The sequence below is a fragment of the Pseudomonas graminis genome (assembly GCF_004364335.1).
GTDB lineage: Bacteria > Pseudomonadota > Gammaproteobacteria > Pseudomonadales > Pseudomonadaceae > Aquipseudomonas > Aquipseudomonas graminis_D.
Genome location: NZ_SOCR01000003.1, coordinates 406,510 through 429,821, shown reverse-complemented (window position 1 = coordinate 429,821; position 23,312 = coordinate 406,510). Strand labels below are relative to the sequence as shown.

Annotated in this window: 21 protein-coding genes and 1 riboswitch; of the genes, 14 read left to right on the top strand and 7 right to left on the bottom strand. The window is 62.1% G+C overall.

Going from position 1 to position 23,312, the window contains the following annotated elements:
* Window positions 1-33: 33 nt before the first annotated feature.
* The gene (rpoE, locus tag EC919_RS06970) at window positions 34-615 is read right to left on the bottom strand and encodes an RNA polymerase sigma factor RpoE (RefSeq protein WP_037014368.1); all 582 of its coding nucleotides are present in this window, start codon (window positions 613-615) and stop codon (window positions 34-36) included.
* 493 nt (window positions 616-1,108) lie between these two features.
* Between rpoE and nadB the strand changes: the two genes are divergently transcribed.
* Complete coding sequence (gene nadB, locus EC919_RS06965; RefSeq protein ID WP_133772447.1) at window positions 1,109-2,725, top strand: L-aspartate oxidase; 1,617 nt, start codon at window positions 1,109-1,111, stop codon at window positions 2,723-2,725.
* On the opposite strand, the gene EC919_RS06960 is transcribed toward nadB, so the two are convergent.
* Entirely contained in the window at window positions 2,694-3,161 is a 468-nt protein-coding gene (locus EC919_RS06960) for a protein YgfX (RefSeq protein WP_133772445.1), read from the bottom strand. The two genes, nadB and EC919_RS06960, sit on opposite strands and share 32 nt — an antisense overlap.
* Complete coding sequence (locus EC919_RS06955) at window positions 3,145-3,399, bottom strand: succinate dehydrogenase assembly factor 2 (RefSeq protein WP_065992433.1); 255 nt, start codon at window positions 3,397-3,399, stop codon at window positions 3,145-3,147. Before EC919_RS06955 ends, EC919_RS06960 begins: the two co-directional genes overlap by 17 nt.
* Window positions 3,400-3,541: 142 nt before the next feature.
* Between EC919_RS06955 and EC919_RS06950 the strand changes: the two genes are divergently transcribed.
* A complete protein-coding gene (locus tag EC919_RS06950) occupies window positions 3,542-4,483 on the top strand; it encodes a YgfZ/GcvT domain-containing protein (RefSeq protein WP_133772443.1) in 942 nt (313 codons plus the stop codon).
* Window positions 4,484-4,580: 97 nt separating this feature from the next.
* On the top strand, window positions 4,581-5,402 hold the full coding sequence (locus EC919_RS06945) for an HDOD domain-containing protein (protein WP_133772441.1): 822 nt from the start codon (window positions 4,581-4,583) through the stop codon (window positions 5,400-5,402).
* Window positions 5,403-5,420: 18 nt separating this feature from the next.
* On the opposite strand, the gene EC919_RS06940 is transcribed toward EC919_RS06945, so the two are convergent.
* Complete coding sequence (locus EC919_RS06940; protein WP_133772439.1) at window positions 5,421-6,845, bottom strand: sensor histidine kinase; 1,425 nt, start codon at window positions 6,843-6,845, stop codon at window positions 5,421-5,423.
* Window positions 6,838-7,509, bottom strand: a complete 672-nt coding sequence (locus tag EC919_RS06935; protein WP_133772437.1) for a response regulator — start codon at window positions 7,507-7,509, stop codon at window positions 6,838-6,840. The genes EC919_RS06940 and EC919_RS06935 overlap by 8 nt, the downstream gene beginning before the upstream one ends.
* Before the next feature lie 497 nt (window positions 7,510-8,006).
* On the opposite strand from EC919_RS06935, the gene EC919_RS06930 reads away from it, so the two are divergent.
* The 4 genes from EC919_RS06930 (at window position 8,007) to EC919_RS06915 (ending at window position 12,061) form a co-directional block, all read left to right on the top strand.
* A complete protein-coding gene (locus EC919_RS06930) occupies window positions 8,007-8,987 on the top strand; it encodes a Bug family tripartite tricarboxylate transporter substrate binding protein (RefSeq protein ID WP_133772436.1) in 981 nt (326 codons plus the stop codon).
* A gap of 75 nt (window positions 8,988-9,062) precedes the next feature.
* On the top strand, window positions 9,063-9,521 hold the full coding sequence (locus tag EC919_RS06925; protein WP_133772434.1) for a tripartite tricarboxylate transporter TctB family protein: 459 nt from the start codon (window positions 9,063-9,065) through the stop codon (window positions 9,519-9,521).
* 1 nt (window position 9,522) lies between these two features.
* Complete coding sequence (locus EC919_RS06920) at window positions 9,523-11,037, top strand: tripartite tricarboxylate transporter permease (RefSeq protein ID WP_133772432.1); 1,515 nt, start codon at window positions 9,523-9,525, stop codon at window positions 11,035-11,037.
* Window positions 11,030-12,061 (top strand): AbrB family transcriptional regulator, encoded by a 1,032-nt coding sequence (locus tag EC919_RS06915; RefSeq protein WP_133772430.1) that lies wholly within the window; start codon window positions 11,030-11,032, stop codon window positions 12,059-12,061. The genes EC919_RS06920 and EC919_RS06915 overlap by 8 nt, the downstream gene beginning before the upstream one ends.
* Window positions 12,062-12,248: 187 nt before the next feature.
* Here the strand turns inward: EC919_RS06915 and ung are convergent, their stop codons facing one another.
* Window positions 12,249-12,944, bottom strand: a complete 696-nt coding sequence (gene ung / locus EC919_RS06910) for a uracil-DNA glycosylase (protein ID WP_133772428.1) — start codon at window positions 12,942-12,944, stop codon at window positions 12,249-12,251.
* Window positions 12,945-13,115: 171 nt separating this feature from the next.
* Between ung and EC919_RS06905 the strand changes: the two genes are divergently transcribed.
* The gene (locus EC919_RS06905) at window positions 13,116-14,228 is read left to right on the top strand and encodes an enoyl-CoA hydratase/isomerase family protein (protein WP_133772426.1); all 1,113 of its coding nucleotides are present in this window, start codon (window positions 13,116-13,118) and stop codon (window positions 14,226-14,228) included.
* A gap of 156 nt (window positions 14,229-14,384) precedes the next feature.
* Here EC919_RS06905 and EC919_RS27090 read toward each other — a convergent pair whose 3' ends face one another.
* A complete protein-coding gene (locus tag EC919_RS27090; protein WP_166650491.1) occupies window positions 14,385-14,951 on the bottom strand; it encodes a hypothetical protein in 567 nt (188 codons plus the stop codon).
* A 277-nt stretch (window positions 14,952-15,228) separates the two neighbouring features.
* A riboswitch (guanidine-I (ykkC/yxkD leader) is annotated at window positions 15,229-15,330 on the top strand.
* Window positions 15,331-15,388: 58 nt separating this feature from the next.
* Between EC919_RS27090 and EC919_RS06895 the strand changes: the two genes are divergently transcribed.
* From EC919_RS06895 to uca, 6 genes are all read left to right on the top strand, one after another.
* A complete protein-coding gene (locus EC919_RS06895) occupies window positions 15,389-16,456 on the top strand; it encodes a putative urea ABC transporter substrate-binding protein (RefSeq protein WP_133772423.1) in 1,068 nt (355 codons plus the stop codon).
* A gap of 18 nt (window positions 16,457-16,474) precedes the next feature.
* A complete protein-coding gene (locus EC919_RS06890) occupies window positions 16,475-17,290 on the top strand; it encodes an ABC transporter permease (protein WP_133772422.1) in 816 nt (271 codons plus the stop codon).
* Window positions 17,287-18,051 carry an ABC transporter ATP-binding protein gene (locus tag EC919_RS06885; protein WP_133772420.1) on the top strand — a complete coding sequence of 255 codons (765 nt, stop codon included), beginning with the start codon at window positions 17,287-17,289 and terminating at the stop codon, window positions 18,049-18,051. The genes EC919_RS06890 and EC919_RS06885 overlap by 4 nt, the downstream gene beginning before the upstream one ends.
* A 12-nt stretch (window positions 18,052-18,063) precedes the next feature.
* Window positions 18,064-18,789: an urea amidolyase associated protein UAAP1 gene (locus EC919_RS06880; protein WP_133772418.1), complete on the top strand. Its 726-nt coding sequence runs from the start codon at window positions 18,064-18,066 to the stop codon at window positions 18,787-18,789.
* A 10-nt stretch (window positions 18,790-18,799) separates the two neighbouring features.
* The gene (locus EC919_RS06875; protein ID WP_133772416.1) at window positions 18,800-19,423 is read left to right on the top strand and encodes an urea amidolyase associated protein UAAP2; all 624 of its coding nucleotides are present in this window, start codon (window positions 18,800-18,802) and stop codon (window positions 19,421-19,423) included.
* 136 nt (window positions 19,424-19,559) lie between these two features.
* Window positions 19,560-23,186 (top strand): urea carboxylase, encoded by a 3,627-nt coding sequence (uca, locus tag EC919_RS06870; RefSeq protein ID WP_133772414.1) that lies wholly within the window; start codon window positions 19,560-19,562, stop codon window positions 23,184-23,186.
* The last annotated feature ends 126 nt before the right edge of the window (window positions 23,187-23,312 follow it).

Here is a 23,312-nt window from a genome sequence, read left to right as displayed (position 1 = left end):
GGCGGTTCCTCTCTTGTGGCTATCGCCGCTGTCTCAGGTTTCCTGCAACAGAGGTTGCAAGGCTTTGTCGATGGCTTCCCGAGCGCGAAAAATGCGAGAGCGCACGGTACCAACCGGACATTGCATGACGCTGGCAATGTCTTCGTAACTCAGACCGTCGAACTCACGCAAAGTTAAAGCTGTACGCAAATCTTCTGGCAGTAGCTGAATGGTTCGATGGACGGTGCCTTCGATCTCATCCCGCAGCAATGCCCGTTCTGGCGACTCGATATCCTTGAGGCCGTGGTCGCCATCATAGAACTCCGCGTCTTCGGACCTGACATCGCTATCCGGCGGCCGCCGACCTCGCGACACCAGATAGTTCTTCGCCGTGTTGATGGCGATACGGTACAGCCACGTATAGAACGCACTGTCACCGCGGAAGTTACCAAGTGCGCGGTAGGCTTTGATGAACGCCTCTTGCGCAACGTCCTGGGCTTCGTGGGTGTCGTGAACAAATCTCACGATCAACCCAAGAATCTTGTGCTGATATTTCACCACTAGCAGATCAAATGCTCGCTTGTCGCCGCGCTGTACGCGTTCAACCAGCTGCTGATCTTCTTCCTGGGTTAGCATGAACACTCCTCATAAAGCTTAAAGGAGCATCGCATCGGCTCTTTCGCAGGCTTGCAAACATAGACTCGGGCTTTAAGCAAAAGTTCTCCCCCCTTCAAGCAAGTTTCCGGCGAGCGTCTGTTGCCCGCACAGAAAACGCCGCTCGAACCAGGTCGGCTGCGTAAATAATCTTGTCGTCAAAAACGTTCGTATTGGCTTGAAACTACCAGTGCGTAACGCCGACGCTGTTCCTTTATGGGCAACCCACTATTGAACGTACGGGTTCATGAAAAGTTCCCACCGTTCAATATTGGTCGTAAGACACACGTCCGTCAGTAGTAGGACTCAATCCGTATGGAGCTGTAGGAAAGATCGCGACCATCAAACGGGGTGCAGGACGTTGCGGGGTGGCGCACACTCCGCTCCCACCGTGCTTCACCGTGCCATAAAGCGCGGCCATTGTGCCGTTCCACCCTTGCTTATACTAGTGGCCATTTAGACGCCGAGAGCCGAGATGAGTCAGCATTTCCAGCACGACGTATTGGTAATAGGCTCCGGCGCAGCCGGTTTGAGCCTTGCGCTGACATTACCCGGACATTTGCATGTGGCCGTCCTCAGCAAAGGCGATCTGGCGAACGGTTCGACTTTCTGGGCCCAGGGCGGCGTTGCGGCAGTGCTGGATGATGCCGACACCGTGCAGTCCCACGTCGAAGACACCCTGAATGCGGGCGGCGGCCTGTGCAACGAGGATGCGGTCCGGTTTACCGTCGAGCACAGCCGCGAAGCCATTCAGTGGCTGATCGACCTTGGCGTGCCGTTCACCCGGGATGATCCGTCGACCGTTGTGGACGGCGGGTTCGAGTTTCACCTCACCCGCGAGGGCGGGCACAGCCACCGCCGGATCATTCACGCCGCCGATGCCACCGGCGCGGCGATCTTCCGCACCTTGCTGGCGCAGGCCAGGGCTCGTCCCAATATCGAACTGCTGGAACAGCGCGTGGCGGTCGATCTCATCACCGAATCGCGGCTGGGCCTGGAAGGTCAGCGTTGCCTGGGCGCCTATGTGCTGGATCGTTCGACGGGCGAAGTCGATACCCACAGCGCGCGCTTTACCATTCTGGCGTCCGGCGGCGCGGCGAAAGTTTACCTGTACACCAGCAATCCCGACGGCGCTTGCGGCGACGGCATCGCGATGGCCTGGCGCGCCGGCTGCCGGGTTGGCAACCTGGAGTTCAACCAGTTCCACCCCACCTGCCTGTACCACCCGCAAGCCAAGAGCTTTCTGATCACCGAAGCCCTGCGCGGCGAAGGCGCTTACCTGAAACTGCCCGACGGCGAGCGCTTCATGCAGCGTTTTGACCCACGGGCCGAACTGGCGCCCCGTGACATCGTTGCCCGCGCCATCGACCACGAGTTGAAACGCCTGGGCGCCGACTGCGTGTTTCTGGACATCAGTCACCAGTCCGAAGACTTCATCAAGAGCCACTTCCCGACGGTGTATGAGCGTTGCCTCACCTTCGGCATCGACATCACGCGCCAGCCGATTCCCGTGGTCCCGGCGGCGCACTACACCTGTGGCGGCGTTCTGGTTGACCAGCATGGCCGCACTGATGTGCCCGGCCTGTACGCCATTGGCGAAACCAGCTTCACGGGCCTGCACGGCGCCAACCGCATGGCCAGCAACTCGCTGCTGGAATGCTTCGTGTACGCCCGCTCCGCCGCGGCAGACATCGTGACTCAGCTTGAGCAGGTCACGCAGCCGCAAAATCTGCCGGGGTGGGATTCGAGTCAGGTGACCGATTCCGACGAAGACGTGATCATCGCCCACAACTGGGATGAGCTGCGTCGGTTCATGTGGGACTACGTGGGCATCGTGCGCACCAACAAGCGTCTGCAGCGCGCCCGGCATCGGGTGCGGCTGTTGCTGGACGAGATCGATGAGTTCTACAGCAATTATAAGGTCAGCCGCGATCTGATCGAGCTGCGCAACCTGGCCCTGGTAGCTGAGCTGATGATTAATTCGGCGATGGCGCGCAAAGAAAGCCGCGGGCTGCACTACACGCTGGATTACCCGGACATGCTGCCCGAAGCGCGGGACACTATTCTGGTGCCGCCCACCTTCGCCGGCTGAACTTCAGGCGCAGACGCAGGCGTCGGTGGCTGTCCGGCGCCATGGCGTCTGCCGGGATGCACAGGCTTCGCACCCGCAAGCGGTTCAGCCAATGGCCCGTCAGCACCCTGAAACGCAGCACGACCATGTGCGGCAGCGCGAGGCTGTCGGGTCTTAGCTGCACCGGCTGCCAGCCGCCCCCCTCGCTCCACAACGCCCAACCGCTACTGTCACGCCGCAGCCCGGTGGGCGACTGCGGTCGATCGAGCAGAATGAAGGGGCGAAGACTGCGGGATGCGTGCAAGGCGCACAGCAAGACGACGATGGCTTTCGCCCACAGGGGAATTGAAAGGAGGACGGTCGACGCCAGCGCAAGGATCAGCGTGACGAGGTACGCCGTCAGCAGCGCCCGGGAGCGCTGCCAACGGCATTCGAAACGATCACTTCGGCTGGACACGGTCCAGAATCATCCGGACCATGCGTTGCAGCTCCGGATCTTCGGATTCCGCGCGCTGCATGAACCAGCCGAACATGTCCTGATCTTCACAGGTCAGCAGGCGCACATAGAGGTCGCGATCGACCTGATTGAGGGTTGGGTAGACTTCTTTGACGAACGGCACCAGCAGTACGTCCAGCTCGAGCATGCCGCGACGGCTGTGCCAAAAGAGGCGATTGAGTTCAACATCTTCGACCATGGAGGGCTCCTCGAATTTGCCGGCGAGTATACAGGCGCATCGTCGTGGGGCGTACTTGCAGTTGGTCGCAGCTTTTTGCGTATACCCATTAACGGCACGCGGCACTATGATGGTGCCCCAGACTTCTACCCTGCGATGACTCATGGCCGTTCCAGCATTTTTCTGCCCCCTGTCCCATGAAGGTGTGCTCGCCGTTCGCGGCGTGGATGCCGGCAAATTCCTGCAAGGCCAACTGACTTGCAACATCGATTACCTGAGCGAAGGCAAAGCCTCCCTCGGTGCGCGCTGCACGCAAAAAGGCCGCATGCAATCGAGCTTCCGCACCCTGCTTGAAGGCGACGGCGTGTTGCTGGCAATGGCCAGCGAGCTGATCGAAGCGCAACTGCTGGACCTGAAGAAATATGCCGTCTTCTCCAAATCCAGACTGACCGACGAAAGCGCGTCATGGGTGCGATTCGGCCTGCAAGACGGCGACGGCGCGCTGGTCAGCCTCGGCCTCGACCTTGCGCAGGAGACCGACTCGGTCGTTCGCGCCAATGACCTCATCGCCATCCGCGTCTCCCCTGCCCGCGCCGAACTGTGGGTACGTGCCGATCAGGCCGAGGACGTGCGCAGCCGGCTGATCGCCCACGTGCCGGAGGCGCCGCTCAACGACTGGCTGCTGGGGCAGATTCGCGCCGGCATCGGCCAGGTGTTCGGGCAGACCCGCGAAGAATTCATTCCGCAGATGATCAACCTGCAAGCCGTGGGTGGTGTGAGTTTCAAGAAAGGTTGCTACACCGGCCAGGAAATCGTGGCGCGGATGCAGTACCTCGGCAAGCTGAAACGCCGGCAGTATCGCCTGACCCTCGCAGGCACTGAAGTGCCTGAACCGGGCACTGCGCTGTTTTCGCCTGTTCATTCAAGTGCGGTAGGCAACGTTGTGATCGCGGCCCGGTCTGATGTCGGGATCGAGGTGCTGGCGGTCTTGCAGGCGGATGCGGCGGAGGATGGCCGGATTCATCTGGGTGCGGCAGAGGGCGAGGCCCTGCAATTGAACGAGTTGCCCTACACGCTCGACGCGAAGCTCGAAACCCAGCGTTGAACCCGGTTGAAGCCTGTGCGAGACGTCAGCGTAGTCACCAGCGTCGTCCCCTCAGGTGGACGGCCGCTGGCCGGAATGCAATGTCCAGAGATCCAATATGAGTAGCATGGCTGACGAAGTGCAGAGGGATCTGATCAAGGCGATCGACAAGGATGCTCTGTTTCTGCCAACTCTCCCTGAAGTCGCACTGAGGATTCGCCTGGCGGCGGAAGACTCGGAAATCTCCATTGCTGCGCTGAGCAAAGTCATTGGCAGCGACACCGCGTTGTCGGCCCGGTTGATAAAAGTCGTCAACAGCCCCTTGCTGCGGCCGAACTTCGAAGTCAGCGACGTGCTGACGGCGGTTCGACGTCTGGGCGTGAACTACAGCTGTAACCTGGCCATCGGGCTGGTGGTGGAGCAAATGTTTCACGCCAAATCCGACGTCATCGACACCAAGATGCGCGACATCTGGAAACTCAGCATGCAGGTGGCCGGGGTATGTAATGTCCTCAGTTACCGGAGTGCGCGCCTCAAGGCTGACAAGGCCACCCTCGCCGGGCTTATTCACCTCATCGGTGTGCTCCCGATCCTGACCTACGCCGAAGACAACTACGAGTTGCTCTCCGACCCGATCAGCCTCAATCACGTTATCGAACGCATCCATCCGGTTATTGGCGAGCGGTTGCTGCGCTCGTGGGATTTTCCGGAAGGCCTGGCGATCGTGCCCCGGCAGTTCCAGAATTTCAGCCGCGTGTCTGATCAGGCCGACTACGTGGATCTGGTGCAGGTCGCGACGATTCACATTCACGAAATGAACGGCACGCCGTACTCGAATCTGCAGTTTCAGTCAGTGCCGGCCGTGTCGCGGTTGGGCCTGAACATGGCTGACGGCGCGCTGATCAACGAGATGAATCAGGCGATGACGCTGCTGTACTGATCGCTTTTACGTGCCCGCTCAGTCCAGCCCCACCAACCCGGACTCCGGCACCATAAAGCTCACCCTCACCTTCAAGCCTCGCTGTGCGCCGTCATGCAAGGTGATGCGCGCCAGATGGGCCCTGCAGATTTCTCCCACAATCGCCAATCCCAGGCCGGAACCCTTGCTCTGCTGATTGCGCCGGTAGAAGCGCTCGAACACCCGGTCGCGCTCGTGGGCCGGGATGCCAGGGCCGTCGTCCTCGACTTCAAGCACGCACGGCGCGTGAACGCGCAAGATCACGTTGCCGCCCGCCGGAGTGTGGGCCAGAGCGTTGTCCACCAGGTTGCTCAGCAGTTCGTTGAGCAACGTGGGTTCGCCGCGCATCCACACCGGCTCTTCGGCTTCCAGCGCCAACGCCACACCCCGGGCGTGGGCCAGGGGTGCCATGGCCATCCCCAGCTCCCGCGCCAATTGGCTGAGGTCGAGCAATTGCGCGCCGCCTTCGGCAATGGCCCGCGCACCATTTTCGATGCGCGCCAGCGACAGTAACTGGTTGGCCAGGTGGGTCAGTTTGTCGGTGCCGGAGGCGGCGCTTTCCAGGGTGGTGCGCCACGCCGCAGGCTCCTGATCACGCAGCCCCAGCTCCAGCCGCGCCTTCAAAGCCGCCAGCGGCGTACGTAATTCATGGGCCGCGTCGGCGATGAATTGCGCCTGGCGCTCGAACTGCAGGCGTAGCCGCTCGGTGAAGTGGTTGAGCGAGCTGACCAGTGGGCGCAGCTCGTGCTGCACTTCGACCAGCGGCAACGAGCGCAAATCGTCAGGCTGGCGTTCTTCCACCGCCGTGCGCAGACGGTCCAGTGGACGCAACGCGGCGCTGACCGTGAACCAGACCAGCAACAACGCGCCGCTGCCGAGCATGCCCAGACGCAGCAGGGTATCGGCCATCAGCGCCTGGGCCATGTCAACGCGTGCTTCCTCGGTTTCCGCTACGCGGACCTCGGCCATGCCGTTCATGTTCGGTTCGCTTACGGCCTTGAGCAGGCTGACCACCCGCACATCCTGGCCTTGATAGCGGCCGCTGTAGAACTTGGCGAGGGCCGGATAAGCGTCGGTGCGCGGCGTGCCCGGCGGCGGCGCAGGGATGTTTTCGTAGCCCGAAATGAGCTTCTGATTGATGTCGTTGACCTGGTAGTAGATACGCCCCGCGCTGTCGTAGGCGAAGGTGTCCAGGGCCACGTAGGGCACGTCGGCGCTGAGGGTGCCGTCGTGTTCCGACAGGCCGGCGGCGATGGTCCGCGCCGAGGCCAGCAGGGTGCGATCGTACGCGGTGTCTGCTGCTTCGCGTCCGTTCCAGTAAGCGCTCATGCCGCTGGCGATCATCAGCACCACCAGCAGCAAACCCAGGTTCCACAGCAAGCGCCAGCGCAGGCTGTTTTCCGCTGAAGGAAACGGATTAAGCATCCCGGCTTTCCAGCAGATAACCCAGCCCCCGAAACGTGACGATCGCAATCGGGTGGCCATCGAGTTTCTTGCGCAGACGGTGCACGTAGATTTCGATGGCGTCGGCGCTGGCCTCTTCGTCCAGCCCAAACACCTGCGCTGCCAGTTGCTCTTTGCTCATTACCCGACCGGGCCGGGCGATCAGCGATTCCAGCACCGATTGCTCGCGGGACGTCAGCGTGAGGAGTTCTTCACCGAGGGTGAAGCGGCGGGTATCGAGGTCATAGACCAGTTCGCCGCAGCGTTGCTGGCGTTCGCCGCCGAGTACGCTGCGGCGTAGCAACGCTTTGACCCGCGCTTCCAGCTCCGACAGTTCGAAGGGTTTGGCCAGGTAGTCGTCGGCGCCGAGGTTCAGGCCGTGGACCCGGTCCTTGACGTCGCTGCGGGCCGTCAGCATCAGCACCGGGGTGTTCTTGCCCCGCGCCCGCAGACGCGCCAGCACTTCGAAGCCGTCCATGCGCGGGAGCCCGACATCGAGCACGACCGCGGCATATTCTTCGCTGCTCAGGGCCAGATCAGCTGCAACGCCGTCGTGCAGAACGTCAACGGTCAGGCCGCTGCCCTTGAGGGCCAGCGCGACACTTTCAGCCAGTTGCAGATGATCTTCGACGAGCAGGACACGCATCGATTTCTCCCCGTTAGCATTTTATGAGCGGAGTTTACAGGGGCGCCGTCGTCTGTGAAGGCTCGGCGCGCGGGAAAGACCGCGGCGCTGATGAGCGACGTCTCTGCAAAGGTTCTGCCGAAAACCGCCTGAGGGCTTGGTGAAAGGTTATTGAAAGGTTGATGAAAGGTTTGCTGATTAGGATCCAGTTACGACTTGTCACGATTGCCTCCCCCGTGACGCTGCTGATGCCAGGGTCGTGACGAAAAACGCCTCGATGCGTTTTCAACAATAAAAACAATATCGGAGTCATCAGTGATGCCCTCACTGCAATCCTCGGCCGTCGCGCCGCCTGAATCCCGTTGTGTTTACTGTTCACCTCGCAGCCATGTTGCGCGGTGTTTCGTCACGCCTGCGCGGTGGCGGCCTGGGGGTTTGCGAAGGTGTGACGCGACTGCCTGACCCACCGTACTGACTGCCTGCCCCCATTAAAACAACAACTCCTTTGGAGACGGACCATGAACCTATCGTTGCGCCACATTACCGTTGCCGCCAGCTGCCTGCTGATGGCCACCCAATTGTGGGCCGCCGAGCCCAATCGTCCTGAATGCATTGCGCCGGCCTCGCCCGGTGGCGGCTTCGACCTGACCTGCAAACTGGTGCAGAGCGCGCTGATCAACGAGAAGATCCTCTCCAAACCGATGCGCGTCACCTACATGCCAGGCGGCGTCGGCGCCGTAGCGTACAACGCCGTGGTCGCTCAGCGTCCGGCCGACGCTGGTACGTTGGTGGCTTGGTCCAGCGGCTCGCTGTTGAACCTGGCCCAGGGCAAGTTCGGCCGCTTCGATGAGAACGCGGTTCGCTGGCTCGCGGCGGTCGGCACCAGCTATGGCGCCATCGCGGTCAAGGCTGATTCGCCCTACAAGAACCTCGACGATCTGGTCAAGGCGCTGAAAACCGATCCGAGCAAAGTGGTCATCGGCTCCGGTGGCACCGTGGGCAGCCAGGACTGGATGCAGACCGCGCTGATTGCCAAGGCTGCCGGTATCAACCCGCGCGAACTGCGTTATGTCGCCCTCGAAGGCGGCGGTGAAATCGCCACGGCCCTGCTCGGCGGCCACATTCAGGTGGGCTCCACCGACATTTCCGACTCCATGCCGCACATCCTCAGCGGCGACATGCGCCTGCTGGCGGTGTTTTCCGAAGAGCGTCTGGACGAACCGGAAATGAAGAACATTCCGACCGCCAAAGAACAGGGCTACGACATCGTCTGGCCGGTGGTTCGCGGTTTCTATCTGGGGCCAAAGGTGTCGGACGAGCAGTACAAGTGGTGGAAAGATGCGTTTGACAAGCTGCTGGCCTCGGAAGACTTCGCCAAGCTGCGCGATCAGCGTGAGCTGTTCCCGTTCGCAATGACCGGTGAAGAGCTGGACAAGTACGTGAAAACCCGCGTCGCTGAGTACAAGACGCTGGCCAGGGAATTCGGCCTGATTCAGTGATTGAACTGCATTGACCGGTTTTCGACTGACTGAGGGTTGCGCCGCCTGCGCGGTGACGTGATCCGGGAGTTTTCCATGGTGATACAACGACTTTTCGCTGTCGTGCTGCTGCTGGTGTGCATCGGCCTGGCAATGATGGCCTGGCCTTATCAGGCGCCCTTTTCCTACGAACCCGTTGGCCCCCGTGCCTTCCCGCTGCTGATGCTGGCGCTGATGGGTATTTCGCTGCTGTACATGGCGATCCGTCCGACACCGATCGTGCATTCCGAGGAAGAGCCGGCGCTGGACCGTCCGACGCTGATCAAGATCGGCCTCTGCACCTCGCTGTTGCTGGTGTTCGCCGGGTTGTTCGAGCCGCTGGGCTTTGTGTTGAGCAGCATCCTGATCGGCATTCCCATGGCGCGTCTGTACGGCGGCCGCTGGCTGCCAAGCGTCGTGATCATCACCTTCATGAGCATCGCGCTGTACGTGCTGTTCGACAAAGTGATGGATGTGCCCCTGCCCCTCGGCCTGCTCGACGTTATGGAGAACTGATATGGACACTCTCGGCTATCTCGGCCAGGGCTTCGGCGTCGCGCTGACCCCTTACAACCTGATCACCGCCCTGTCCGGCACGCTGATCGGCACTGTCGTCGGCCTGCTGCCCGGCCTGGGCCCGATCAACGGTGTGGCGCTGTTGATCCCGATCGCATTTGCGTTGGGCCTGCCGCCGGAGTCAGCATTGATTTTGCTGGCAGCGGTGTACCTGGGCTGCGAATACGGCGGCCGCATCAGTTCCATCCTGCTCAACATTCCCGGTGAAGCATCGACCGTGATGACCGCGCTGGACGGCTACCCGATGGCGCGCCAGGGCATGGCAGGCGTGGCGTTGTCATTGTCGGCGTGGAGTTCGTTCATCGGCGCGTTCATCGCCACCTGCGGCATGGTCATGTTTGCGCCGCTGCTGGCGAAATGGGCGATTGCCTTCGGCCCGGCGGAATACTTCGTGCTGATGGTGTTCGCCATTGTCTGCCTGGGCGGCATGGCCGGTGATCGACCGCTCAAGACGTTTGTGGCGGCGTTGATCGGACTGTTTCTGTCGAGCATCGGTATCGACGCCAACAGCGGCGTGTACCGCTTCACTGGCGACAACATCCATCTGGCCGACGGCATTCAGTTCGTCGTACTGGTGCTGGGGCTGTTCTCGATCAGTGAAATCCTGTTGTTGCTGGAGAAAACCCATCGCGGCCAGGAAGCGGTGAAGGCCACCGGGCGCATGATGTTCAACTTCAAGGAGGCCAGTTCGGTGTTCTGGGTGAACATCCGTTGCGGCCTGATGGGTTTCATCATGGGCGTGCTGCCGGGTGCGGGCGCGACGCTGGCCAGCGCCGTGACCTACATGTCCGAGAAACGCATCGCCGGCGCGAGCGGCAAATTCGGGCAGGGCGACATGCGCGGTCTGGCGGCGCCGGAAACCGCCATTGGCGCAACGGCCTGCGGCGCGCTGGTGCCGATGCTCACCCTTGGCGTGCCGGGTTCGGGTACCACCGCCGTGATGATCGGCGCCCTGTCGCTGTACAACATCACACCGGGGCCGCTGCTGTTCCAACAGCAGCCTGACATCGTCTGGGGCCTGATCGCATCGTTGTTCGTCGCCAACATCATGCTGGTGATCCTCAACATCCCGATGATCCGCATCTTCACGCGCATTCTGGCGGTGCCGAACTGGGCACTGGTGCCGGTGATCGCGATCATCACCGGGATCGGCGTCTACGCGGTGCATGCCACCACCTTCGACCTGTTCCTGATGGTCGGCATCGGCATCTTCGGCTACATCCTGCGCAAGCTGGACTTCCCGCTGTCGCCGATTTTGCTGGGGTTCATCCTCGGCGGGCTGATGGAGCAGAACCTGCGTCGCGCGTTGTCGATTTCCAACGGCGGCCTGGAGATTCTGTGGTCGAGCCCGATTACCCTGGGCATGTGGGTGGTGACGGCGTTCATGCTGGTGTTCCCGCTGATCCGCATCTGGCGCAAGCGCTCCAGGCAGCGTCGCGCGCTGGCCGATGTTTGACCGGCCGTTCAGTACGTGGTGGGGCACACCGCTGGTTGGGCTGCTGGGAGGGTTTCTCGCCAGTCAGGTCGGCTGGCCACTGCCCTGGATGGTCGGCTCGTTACTGGCGATCATCCTGGTCCGCTGCCTCACACCGTGGCAGCTGGCTGAAATCCCCGGCGGCCGCAAATGCGGCCAATGGGTGGTCGGCATCGGCATCGGCCTGCACTTCACCCCCGTCGTCATCGAACAAGTCCTTTCCCACTTCGGCCTGATCCTCGTCGGCGCACTGGTGACCAGCGTCTCCAGCGTCGTCGGCGTGTGGCTGATGCTGCGCACCGGTGAGGACCGCGCCACGGCGTTCTTTTCCAGCATGCCCGGCGGCTCCGGCGAGATGGTCAACCTCGGCGCACGCAACGGCGCGATGCTCAGCAACGTCGCTGCCGGGCAGAGTCTGCGGGTGCTGGCGGTGGTGCTGTGCGTGCCGGCGATCTTCAAATACCTGATGGGCGACGGTGGCCCGCCTTCCCATGGGACGGTGGTGGATTGGCGGTGGCTGGTGCTGCTGTTTCCGCTGGGCGCGCTGGTGGCCTGGGGCTGGCAGCGGTTGAAACAGCCCAATCCGTGGTTATTCGGGCCGCTGTTGATCAGCGCGGTGATCAGCGTCAGTTTCGATTTGCACATTGGCCTGCCCCAGGGCGGCAGTCAGTTGGGGCAGTGGCTGATCGGCAGCGGTCTGGGGTGCCACTTCAACCGCGCGTTCTTTCGTCGTGCACCGTCGTTTCTCGGCCGCACGCTAGTGGGGACGGCGCTGACGATGAGCATCGCAGCGTTGTGCGCATTTGGGTTGAGCACGCTCACGCATCTGGATTTGCGCTCGTTGACGCTGGGGATGATGCCGGGCGGGATTGCCGAAATGAGCCTGACGGCGGAGGTGCTGCAATTGTCTGTGCCGCTGGTGACGGCGATGCAAGTGATGAGGCTGTTGTTTGTGTTGTTTCTGGCCGAGCCGTTGTTTCGTTATTGGGATCGACGGCTGGGTTGAGGCCACAAAGGCAGGTGCACGCCGTACCTGTAGGAGACGTCGGAGGTTACGACGGCAGCGAATGCGGTGGATCAGCTATAAGGATATTGACTGATCCACCGCGTTCGCCAGCAAGCCGGCTCCTACAGGGAAATGCGTTTGCGCCAGCCGATGAGTTCGTCAGAAACGCATGTACGTCGATCACCCGTCAGACGCTGGCCGGCAATCGCCACTCGATCGGCGCCAGGCCGTTCTGCTCCAGAAACTTGTTCGCCAGACCAAAATGCCCGCACCCCAGAAACCCCTTGTACGCCGACAGCGGTGACGGGTGCACGGCGGTCAGGATCAGGTGCTTGGACGCATCGATCAGTTTTTTCTTGCTCTGCGCATGGGCGCCCCAGAGCAGGAACACCAGATGCGGCTGCCGGGCGCTGACGGTCTCGATGATCTTGTCGGTGAAATGCTGCCAGCCCTTGCCGGCATGGGACGCGGCGTTGGCCCGTTCGACGGTGAGCGTGGTGTTTAGCATCAAAACGCCCTGCTCCGCCCACGATTGCAGATAGCCGTGGTTGGGGATGTCGATGTTCAGGTCACGCTTGAGCTCTTTGTAGATGTTGACCAGCGAAGGCGGCGCCGGCACGCCCGGCTGCACCGAGAAGCACAGGCCGTGGGCCTGATTGGGGCCGTGATAGGGGTCCTGACCGAGGATGACCACTTTCACGTTATCCAGCGGCGTGGAGTTCAGGGCATTGAAGATCAGCGGCCCCGGCGGATAGATTTCCTTGCCCGCCGCATGCTCCTGACGCAGGAATTCGCGCAGCTCGCCCATGTAAGGTTTTTCGAACTCGTCGCGCAGGGCCTGCTTCCAGCTGGCCTCCAGTTTGATGCGGTCGTCGTTTGTCATGGTGTGATCCGGCAGAAACAATGCGCAACTTTAGGGACTGTGGCTGATTATTTCCAGCGCGGCGCCGTCGGATCTTTCTACACTCGTTCACAGCCGCCGATTTGCAACTTCCGGGCGTCGAGGGGACTCACAACTCTCGATAGATCCCCGTACCACTGACAAGAGGTCACGATGAATCTGCAATTTGAAGAGCTCACCGCCACGGACGGTGCCCGCCTGGGCATCGCCACGCTGGATGCGGAAAAATCCCTCAACGCCCTGTCGCTGCCGATGATTCTGGCGCTGCAGGACCGCCTGAACGACTGGGCCAGCGACCCGCAAATCGTCTGCGTGTTGCTGCGCGGCAATGGCGAAAAAGCCTTCTGCGCCGGCGGCGACGTGCGTGCGCTGGTCGACGCCGGGCGTGGCCAGCCGGGCGCGGTTCCGCCGCTGGCTGCACAGTTTTTCGCAGCGGAATATCGACTGGATTACACGCTGCACACCTATCCCAAACCGCTGATTTGCTGGGGCCACGGCTATGTGTTGGGCGGCGGCATGGGCTTGCTGCAAGGGGCGAACATTCGGGTCGTGACGCCGAGCAGCCGGCTGGCAATGCCGGAGATCAGCATCGGCCTGTTTCCTGACGTGGGCGCCAGTTGGTTCCTGTCGCGACTGCCGGGCAAGTTGGGATTGTTTCTTGGATTGACCGGCGCGCACATCAACGGCCGTGACGCGCTGGATCTCGGGCTTGCCGACCGTTTTCTGCTGGATGATCAGCAAGAGGAAATGATCGACCGGCTGCTGCAGCTCAATTGGCAGGAACAGACGAAAGTGCAACTGACCAGCCTGTTTCGGGCATTGCAACTGGAGGCGGTGGATCAGATGCCCGTCGCGCAATGGCTGCCTCGGCGCGAGACGATTGATGAGCTGCTGGATGTCGCCGACGCACCGAGTGCCTGGAGTGCGTTGAAACATCACCTGAATGGCAATGACCTGTTATTGGCCAAGGCGGCGAAAACCCTGACCGAAGGCTGCCCGATGACCGCTCATCTCGTGTGGGAGCAGATCGAGCGGGCGCGGCATCTGTCACTGGCCGAAGTCTTCCAGATGGAATACACCATGGCCCTTAACTGCTGCCGACATCCCGAGTTCGCCGAGGGCGTGCGTGCGCGTCTGATCGACAAGGATCAAAAGCCCCACTGGCACTGGAAGGACATTTCAGCCATCCCGCTGGCGGTGGTAGATGCGCATTTCGAAAAGGCCTGGGAAGGCCGCCACCCGCTGGCGGATTTGTCGGAGTATTGAGCCTGACATTCACACCCCATACGTGAGGGTGCCCCTACCGACCCCTTCCCGGCTGAAGCCGGTCCTACGATTGGACTGCGTACTCCTTGGTCGCAGGGGTTATACATTCAATTCTATAAAAAAACGGCGCTCCTCGGAGCGCCGTTCTTGTATTACTCAGCGATTGCCGCCGCCCGGTCCGCCGTGGCCGCCGCGACCGAAACCGCCGTCTCCTCGGTGACCGCCGCCACCGGGCCCAAAGCCAGGACGTGGGCCGCCACCGCCCCCGCCGGGATTGCCATGCCAGCCGCCACCGGGGCCGGGACCATTGCCGCCTCCGGGCCGTGGACCTTGGGGCGGTGGACGATAGCCGTTGCCGCCACCGTTATAGCCACCCCCACCATGGTATCCACCGCCACCACCATTCCAGTTACCGCCGCCATAACCCGGGCGACCACCGTAACCGGGGCGACCTCCGCCGTATCCAGGCCCGTAATAACGGGGTGGAGGTGCGTAATAACGCGGTGGCGGTGCGTAGTAGCGAGGCGCCGAGTAATAACGCGGCGAGGAGTAATACACCGCCCCTCCGGAATAAACCGGGGCCGGGCGATAACTGTCGTACACGTAACCGCTGCTGTAGCTACTGCTATAGATCGGCTGCGTGTAGCTTTCTGATTCGTAATAACCTCCGTAACAACCTGCCAGGGACAACGTCATCAAAGCGGTAAGCAATCGTCGATACATGGCGGCCTCCCGGACCGCGGTAGAGCTCGAGCCAGCGGCGCTGGTCGGCGTTCTCGAAACTGCCGAGAACGTTAACTGAGACTGCGAATTGCAGACCTAGTGCCCCACCGCAGTACCCAGGCGCCAGACGGCGCCCTGCATCAGTGCACGCTTCGTCTGTCGTAAAACCCCGTACGCCTTCCCGGCTCAGGTAACGCAAGGGTTTGAACAACTTGGCACAACTCTCGCTTGAGGGATCGTGTGCAGGAGTCATTTCAGGTTCGCGGCACCACAGTTTGCAATGGCCGACTAGGGTTCCGGCTCGCCTCAGGCGAGTGGCTGGTCCGAGAGTTGGCGACCTCCAGTAGAGGTTACACGGCGGGATAAAAGCCCGGGAGACAGGACACCAGTGGTGTCGCCGTACTCCTGACCGCCCTTTTCGCTACTGGAGACACCCCATGCAAAAGTCCCGTCTGTTCAGCCTGCTCACCGCAGGCGTCTTCGCAGCTTTGAGCCTCTCGGCCACCGCCGCTCCGAAAAAGGATTTCGACGTCTGCTGGACCATTTATGCCGGCTGGATGCCATGGGAATACGCAGGGACCCAAGGCATCGTCGACAAGTGGGCCAAGAAGTACGGCATCCACATCAAAGTCACTCAGCTCAACGATTACGTCGAATCCATCAACCAGTACACCGCCGGCCAGTTCGACGGTTGCACCATGACCAACATGGACGCCCTGACTATCCCCGCTGCCGGTGGCGTTGAAAGCACGGCGCTGGTGGTCAGCGACTTCTCCAACGGCAACGACGGCATCGTCATCAAGGGCGACGGCAAAAAGGTCGCCGACCTGAAGGGCATGGACGTCAATCTGGTCGAGCTGTCGGTGTCCCACTACCTGCTCGCTCGCGCGCTGGATTCAGTGGACCTGACCGAAAAAGACCTGAAAGTCGTCAACACCTCAGATGCCGACATCGCTGCCGCTTTCAACACCAGCGAGGTCAAGGCCGTCACCACCTGGAACCCGATGCTCTCGGAGATCAAGGCCAAGCCTGGCGTCACCGAGGTCTTCGACTCCAGCAAGATTCCTGGCGAGATCATGGACATGATGGTCGTCAACACCCAGACCCTGAAAGACAACCCGGCATTGGGCAAAGCCCTGACCGGCGCGTGGTTTGAAGTGGTGGCGCTGATGAACGCCAAATCCGCCGAATCGAAAGCCGCGCTGGAGCACATGGCCCAGGCGTCGGGCACCGATCTGGCCGGCTTCCAGTCGCAACTGGACACCACCAAGCTGTTCGCCACGCCCAAGGAAGCGCTGGAATTCGCCACCAGCAAGCAACTGCCGGCGACCATGCGCAAGGTTGCTGACTTCTCCTTCGATCACGGGCTGCTCGGCGAAGGCGCCAAAGACGCCAGCGCGGTCGGCATGACCTTCGCCAACAGCGTGACCGAGGGCGACAAGGGCAACCTCAAGCTGCACTTCGACCCGAGCTACGTGCAGATGGCTGCCGACGGCAAGCTGTAACAACCAAAGGTCTTTGCCATGCGCTTGATTAACCGCCGCCCGGATCGCGCCAGTCGCCTCATCCTGGTGCTCCTGCCGTTCGCCCTGTTGCTGTTCGCCTATTTCACGGGTTCGGCAACGCGGCTGACGGAAAACCCCAACGACAAGCTGCTGCCCAGCGCCGTGCAGATGACCGAGGCGATCAAGCGCGTGGCATTCGTGCCCGATCAACGCACCGGCGAATACCTGCTCTGGCAGGACACCGGTGCCAGTCTGCAGCGCCTGGCGATCGGCCTGGCAATCAGCGCGGTGGTCGGTCTGTGCCTGGGCATCGCGTCGGGGGTGCTGCCGTTGTTCAGCGCGCCGCTGTCGCCGCTGCTAACGGTGCTGTCGATGGTGCCGCCGCTGGCGATTCTGCCGATCCTGTTCATCGTCTTCGGGCTGGGCGAGTTGTCGAAGGTGATGCTCATCGTCATCGGCATCACGCCCGTGCTGGCCCGTGATCTGGAGCAGCGCGCCCGGGAGATTCCGGTCGAACTGCTGATCAAGGCGCAGACCCTGGGCGCCTCGACCTGGACGCTGATCCTGCGGGTGGTGCTGCCGCAATTGCTGCCGCGCCTGCTGATCTCCCTACGGCTGGTGCTGGGGTCGGCGTGGCTGTTTCTGATCGCCGCCGAAGCTATCGCTTCCACCGACGGTCTGGGTTACCGGATCTTTCTGGTGCGGCGCTATCTGGCGATGGACATGATTCTGCCCTACGTGGTGTGGATCACCCTCCTCGCCTGGCTGATGGACTGGGGCCTCAAAGCCCTCACCCGCAAAGCGTTCCCGTGGTACGAGGGGGCACGCCCATGAGCTTTATTTCGGTCAAAAACGTCTGGCAGCAATACGGCGATCAGGTGGTGCTCGAAGGCCTGAACCTGAGCATTGCCGAAGGCGAGTTCTGCACACTGGTGGGCGCGTCGGGCTGCGGCAAATCAACATTTCTGCGCCTGCTGCTGGGCCAGGAAGTCGCGAGCAAAGGCTCGATTCTGCTGAACGGCCAACCGCTGGCTAAGGAACCCGACTCAACACGTGGCGTGGTGTTTCAGCGCTATTCGGTGTTCCCGCACCTGTCGGTGCTGGACAACGTCGCGCTGGGCCTGGAGCTGCCCCGTTCGACATTGCTCGGGCGACTGTTCGGCGCCGCCAAGCGGGATGCCCGCGAACAGGCGGCGGCGCTGTTGCACAAGGTCGGCCTCGATCACGCGCTGGATAAGTACCCGACGCAGTTGTCGGGCGGCATGCAGCAGCGTCTGGCCATCGCCCAGGCGCTGATCATGAAGCCTCGGGTTCTGCTGCTCGATGAGCCTTTCGGCGCCCTCGATCCCGGCATTCGCAAGGACATGCACGCGCTGCTGCTGGAACTGTGGCGGGAGACGAAACTGACGGTGTTCATGGTCACCCATGACCTGTCCGAAGGTTTCAACCTCGGCACTCGACTGCTGGTGTTCGACAAGGTCCGCATCGACCCCCACGCCCCCGGCGCCTATGGCGCGCGCATCACATACGACATTCCCCTGAACAGCGATCGTCGCGCCGCCCGGGTGGCGCTCGATTCGCTGAAAACGATTTGAAGGACATTGCCCATGACTGATTCAACCACGCTGTTCCCCGTGTTTGCCGAAGAGCTGCTGCCCGGCGGCGGCCACCTGTCGTTCGTGCTCAAACGCGGCGAACTGCTGCGTCTGACCGACCTGAACGGCAATGCCAACGTCAGCCTGACGCTGTTCAACGCCCATGAAAAAACCGAGCGCCTGAACCTGCCCGACAGCCTCAAGTGCCAACACACCGCCAAGCTCACGGCGGGCCATTGTCTGTATTCGGACATGGGCCGCGTGCTGGCGGCGATTACCGCCGACACCTGCGGCTGGAGTGACAGCATCGGCGGCGTGCTGTGCGCCGAAGAGGTCACCGAGAAATACGGCCAGGGTCGTTATCAGGAACTGCGCAATGGCTTCTTCCGCAACGGTGCCGACAACCTGCTGGTGGAGATGGGCAAATGGGGCCTGGGCCTGTCCGATCTGTTGATGACGCTGAACCTGTTCAGCCGGGTCAACGTCGATGATCACGGCGCGCTGAGCTTCGTACCGGGCAACTCGAAAGCGGGCGACAGCATCGAGCTGTACGCGCCGATGGACACGCTGGTGGTCATGACCGCCCTGCAACACCCGATGGACCCCAACCCCGAGTACGCGCCGCAGCCGGTCCAGTTGAGCTGGATGAAGGCTGACCCCAGCGTCGCCGAACACTGCCGCACGTCCCGCGAAGAAAACGTGCGCGGCTTCATCAACACCGATCGACTGTTCGCCTGAGGAGGCCAGTATGACCAGCACCATGACCTCTGCCCCCGTGTCCATCACCCACATCCCGGCAGGCGAGCCATCGCTGACCGAGCTCAAGGCCGGGCAGACCCTGCGCCTGCTCGATCTAGAAGGCAATCAGGCGGTCGACACGCTGTTTTACAGCCTCGCCAACCCCCGCGAACGCTATGACGTGCAACGCACGTTGCGCCGACAGAACAACGTTTACCTGAGCAAGGGCAGTGTCCTTTATTCGAACCTGGGCAAGCCGATGCTGACCATCGTCGAGGACACTTGCGGACGCCACGACACCCTCGGCGGCGCCTGCGCCCAAGAGAGCAATACCGTGCGTTACGCACTGGAAAAAAAGCACATGCACAGCTGCCGCGACAGCTTCCTGCGCGCCTGCCTCCATGACGGCCGGCTGGGCAAGCGCGACATCAGCCCGAACATCAACTTCTTCATGAACGTGCCGGTCACGGCGGATGGCGGGCTGACCTTCGAAGACGGCATTTCCGGTGCCGGCAAGTACGTCGAACTGCGCGCCGAGATGGACGTGATCGTGCTGATTTCCAACTGCCCGCAGCTGAACAACCCGTGCAACGGCTACAACCCCACGCCGGCGGAACTGCTCGTCTGGGACTGACCGCTGACAACGATTTCAAGTGTTCAGGGCTTCAAGGCTTCAGCGCGAGGGACGGCCTTCGTGCAACGCGTACCACAGCGGGACGGCCCGCTACCCAGTGTGGGGTTGATCGCTATCGGTCCCCGGGGTCTATGCCATGTTCGACAAACTGCTGATTGCCAACCGCGGCGCCATTGCCTGCCGCATCCTGCGTACCCTTCGCGACCTGCAAGTTGGCGGCGTCGCGGTGTATGCCGAAGCGGATGCTGCCAGCCTGCACATCCTGCAAGCCGATGAAGCCCACAGCCTGGGCGAAGGTGGCGCCGCCGGTACGTACCTGGCGGTGGACAAGATGCTCGCCATCGCCAAAGCCACCGGCGCCAAAGCCATTCATCCGGGTTACGGTTTTCTGTCTGAAAACGCTGCCTTCGCCCACGCCTGTGAAGACGCCGGCATCGCCTTCGTCGGCCCGACCCCTGAGCATCTGCGAGTCTTTGGCCTCAAGCACACCGCCCGTGCCCTTGCGAAACAACACGGCGTGCCGATGCTCGAAGGCACCGAACTGCTGGACAGCATCGAAACCGCGTTAAGCGCTGCCGAAACCATCGGCTACCCGGTCATGCTGAAAAGCACGGCGGGCGGCGGCGGCATCGGCATGCGCGTGTGCCGCAGCGCCAGCGAGCTGAGCGAGTCGTTCGAGGCCGTCAAGCGACTGGGCCAGAACAACTTCAGCGACGCCGGCGTGTTCATCGAGAAGTACATCCAGCGCGCCCGTCATCTTGAGGTGCAGGTGTTCGGCGACGGTCATGGCGAGGTGATCGCCCTCGGCGTGCGCGACTGTTCGGTGCAGCGTCGCAATCAGAAAGTCCTCGAAGAAACCCCTGCGCCGAACCTGCCCGCCGGCATGGCCGATGAACTGTGTGATGCGGCGATCAAGCTGGCGAAAGCGGTCAACTACCGCAGCGCCGGCACCGTGGAGTTCGTCTTCGACAGCGACGATCAGCGCTTCTACTTTCTGGAAGTGAACACCCGATTGCAGGTCGAGCACGGCGTGACCGAGCAGGTCTGGGGCGTGGACCTGGTGAGCTGGATGATTCAGCTCGCGGCCGGCGACCTGCCGCCGCTCGTTGAATTGCGCGCGGGTTTACAGCCTGTCGGCCATGCAATTCAGGCGCGTTTGTACGCCGAAGACCCGGGTAGGGATTTCCAGCCGAGCCCGGGTTTGCTGACCTCGGTGCACTTCCCCGCCGCCGACGGCAAACACCTGCGCATCGACACGTGGGTGGAGGCCGGGTGTGAGATTCCGCCGTTCTTCGACCCGATGATCGCCAAGGTCATCAGTTGGGCGCCGGACAGGGCGTCGGCCAGCGACGGTCTGGCACAGGCCCTCAGCGACACGCGGCTTTACGGCATCGAGACCAATCGCGACTACTTGCGCCAGATCATCGCAGACGTGCCGTTCGCCAGCGGCCAGCCTTGGACCCGCTGCCTTGAGGGGCTGACCTATCGCGCCGACACCTTCGAGGTGCTGAGCGGCGGCACCCAAACCAGCGTTCAGGATTATCCGGGGCGTCTGGGTTACTGGGCAGTGGGCGTGCCGCCGTCCGGTCCGATGGACAGTCGCTCGTTGCGTCTGGGTAATGGTCTGGTGGGTAACGCTGAAGGCTGCGCCGCGCTGGAAATCACCATGAGCGGGCCGACGCTGCGCTTTAACACCGATGCTGTGATTGCCGTGACGGGCGCGGTCATTCCGCTGATGCTGGATGGCGACGCGCAGCCGATGAATCAATCGTTGCTCGTCGCTGCTGGATCGACATTGGTGCTCGGCACGATCGCCGGCGCCGGTGCGCGCAGTTATCTGTGCGTGCGGGGCGGGCTGGACGTGCCGGATTACCTGGGCAGTAAAAGCACCTTCACTTTGGGCCAGTTTGGCGGTCACGGCGGACGGGCGTTGCGTGCGGGGGACGTGTTGCATGTCGCGCCGCTGGTTGATCGCAGCGCAGGCGAACAGTTGGCGCCAGCGCAAATCGCTGAGCTGCCTGATGTGCGCGATATCCGGGTGATCTATGGCCCACACGCCGCTCCCGAATATTTCACCGAGCGCTACATCGCGACCTTCTTCGCCACCGACTGGGAAGTGCATTTCAACTCCAGCCGCACCGGCGTGCGCCTGATCGGGCCGAAGCCGGAATGGGTGCGTGCCGACGGCGGCGAAGCGGGCCTGCACCCGTCGAACATTCATGACAATCCATACGCCATCGGCGCGGTGGATTTCACCGGGGACATGCCGGTGATCCTCGGGCCGGACGGGCCGAGCCTGGGCGGGTTTGTCTGCCCGGTGACGATCATCGAGGCGGATTTGTGGCAATTGGGGCAGCTCAAGGCCGGGGACAAGGTGCGGTTTTATCCGGTGAGTGTCGAAGCGGCCCGAGAGGCGTTCTGTAGGAGTGAGCTTGCCCGCGAAGAAGCCGGTACATCCGACGAACGTCTAGCGCCTGGGCCATCGCATTCGCGGGCAAGCGCGCTCCTACAGTCACCCATCGTTCTTGATATAGGTGAAAACGACACCCGCCTCGTTGCCCGGCTTTCCGGCGATACCCATCTGTTGCTGGAAATCGGCGCGCCGGAACTGGACCTGGTGCTGCGCTTCCGAGGTCATGCGCTGATGCAGGCACTGGAAAGCAAACAGCTCACCGGGGTGATCGACCTGACGCCCGGCATTCGTTCACTGCAGGTGCATTACCAGCCCGAGCAACTGCCGCTGACCACGCTGCTTGATGTGGTCGCCGGCGAGTGGGATGGCGTCTGCGCCAGCAAGAACCTGGAGGTGCCGTCACGCATCGTTCATCTGCCGCTGTCCTGGGATGATCCGGCCTGCCAACTGGCCATCGAAAAGTACATGACCACCGTGCGCAAGGACGCGCCCTGGTGCCCGAGCAATCTGGAATTCATCCGCCGCATCAACGATCTGCCGAACCTCGACGAAGTGCACCGCACCGTCTTCGACGCCAGCTATCTGGTGATGGGGCTGGGGGATGTCTACCTGGGTGCGCCGGTCGCCACGCCGCTGGATCCGCGCCATCGGCTGGTCACCACTAAATACAACCCGGCGCGGACCTGGACCGCTGAGAACTCCGTCGGCATCGGCGGCGCGTACATGTGTGTCTACGGCATGGAAGGCCCTGGCGGTTATCAGTTTGTGGGCCGCACGCTGCAGATGTGGAACCGCTACCGCGCGGTGGCGGCGTTCGATGGCAAACCGTGGCTGCTGCGGTTTTTCGACCAGATCCGTTTTTATCCGGTCAGCGCCGACGAGCTGCTGATCATCCGCCGCGATTTCCCCCTCGGTCGCTACCCGCTGCAGATCGAGCACAGCACGCTCAATCTGACGGACTATCAGGCCTTTCTCGCCGAAGAAGCGCAGAGCATCGCGGCATTCCGCAGTCAGCAGCAAAGCGCGTTCAACGCTGAACGCGAGCGCTGGATTGCCAACGGTCAGGCCTCGTTCGAGAGCGACGAAGCGGTGGCCGCATCCACGGAAGAAACCCCGCTGCAAAACGGGCAGACCAGCATCGACAGCCACATTGCCGGCAACCTCTGGCAGGTGCAGGTCAGCGTCGGTCAGCGCGTCGAGGCAGGCGAAACGCTGGTGATTCTGGAGTCGATGAAGATGGAAATCCCGCTGCTGGCGCCCCATGCCGGTGTCGTCAGTGATGTCCGCGTGCAGCCTGGCTCGGCGGTCCGTGCCGGGCAACGCGTCGTCGTGCTGGACACCAGCGCCTGACACGCGCCGTGACGGCTTGTAGCGTGTGGCTTGCGGCTCGTAGCTTCCTAAAGGCATAAAACACGGTCGCATACGCAATACATAGATACCGCCATAGCAACCCGGCATCGCGCCATAGTGGGCACC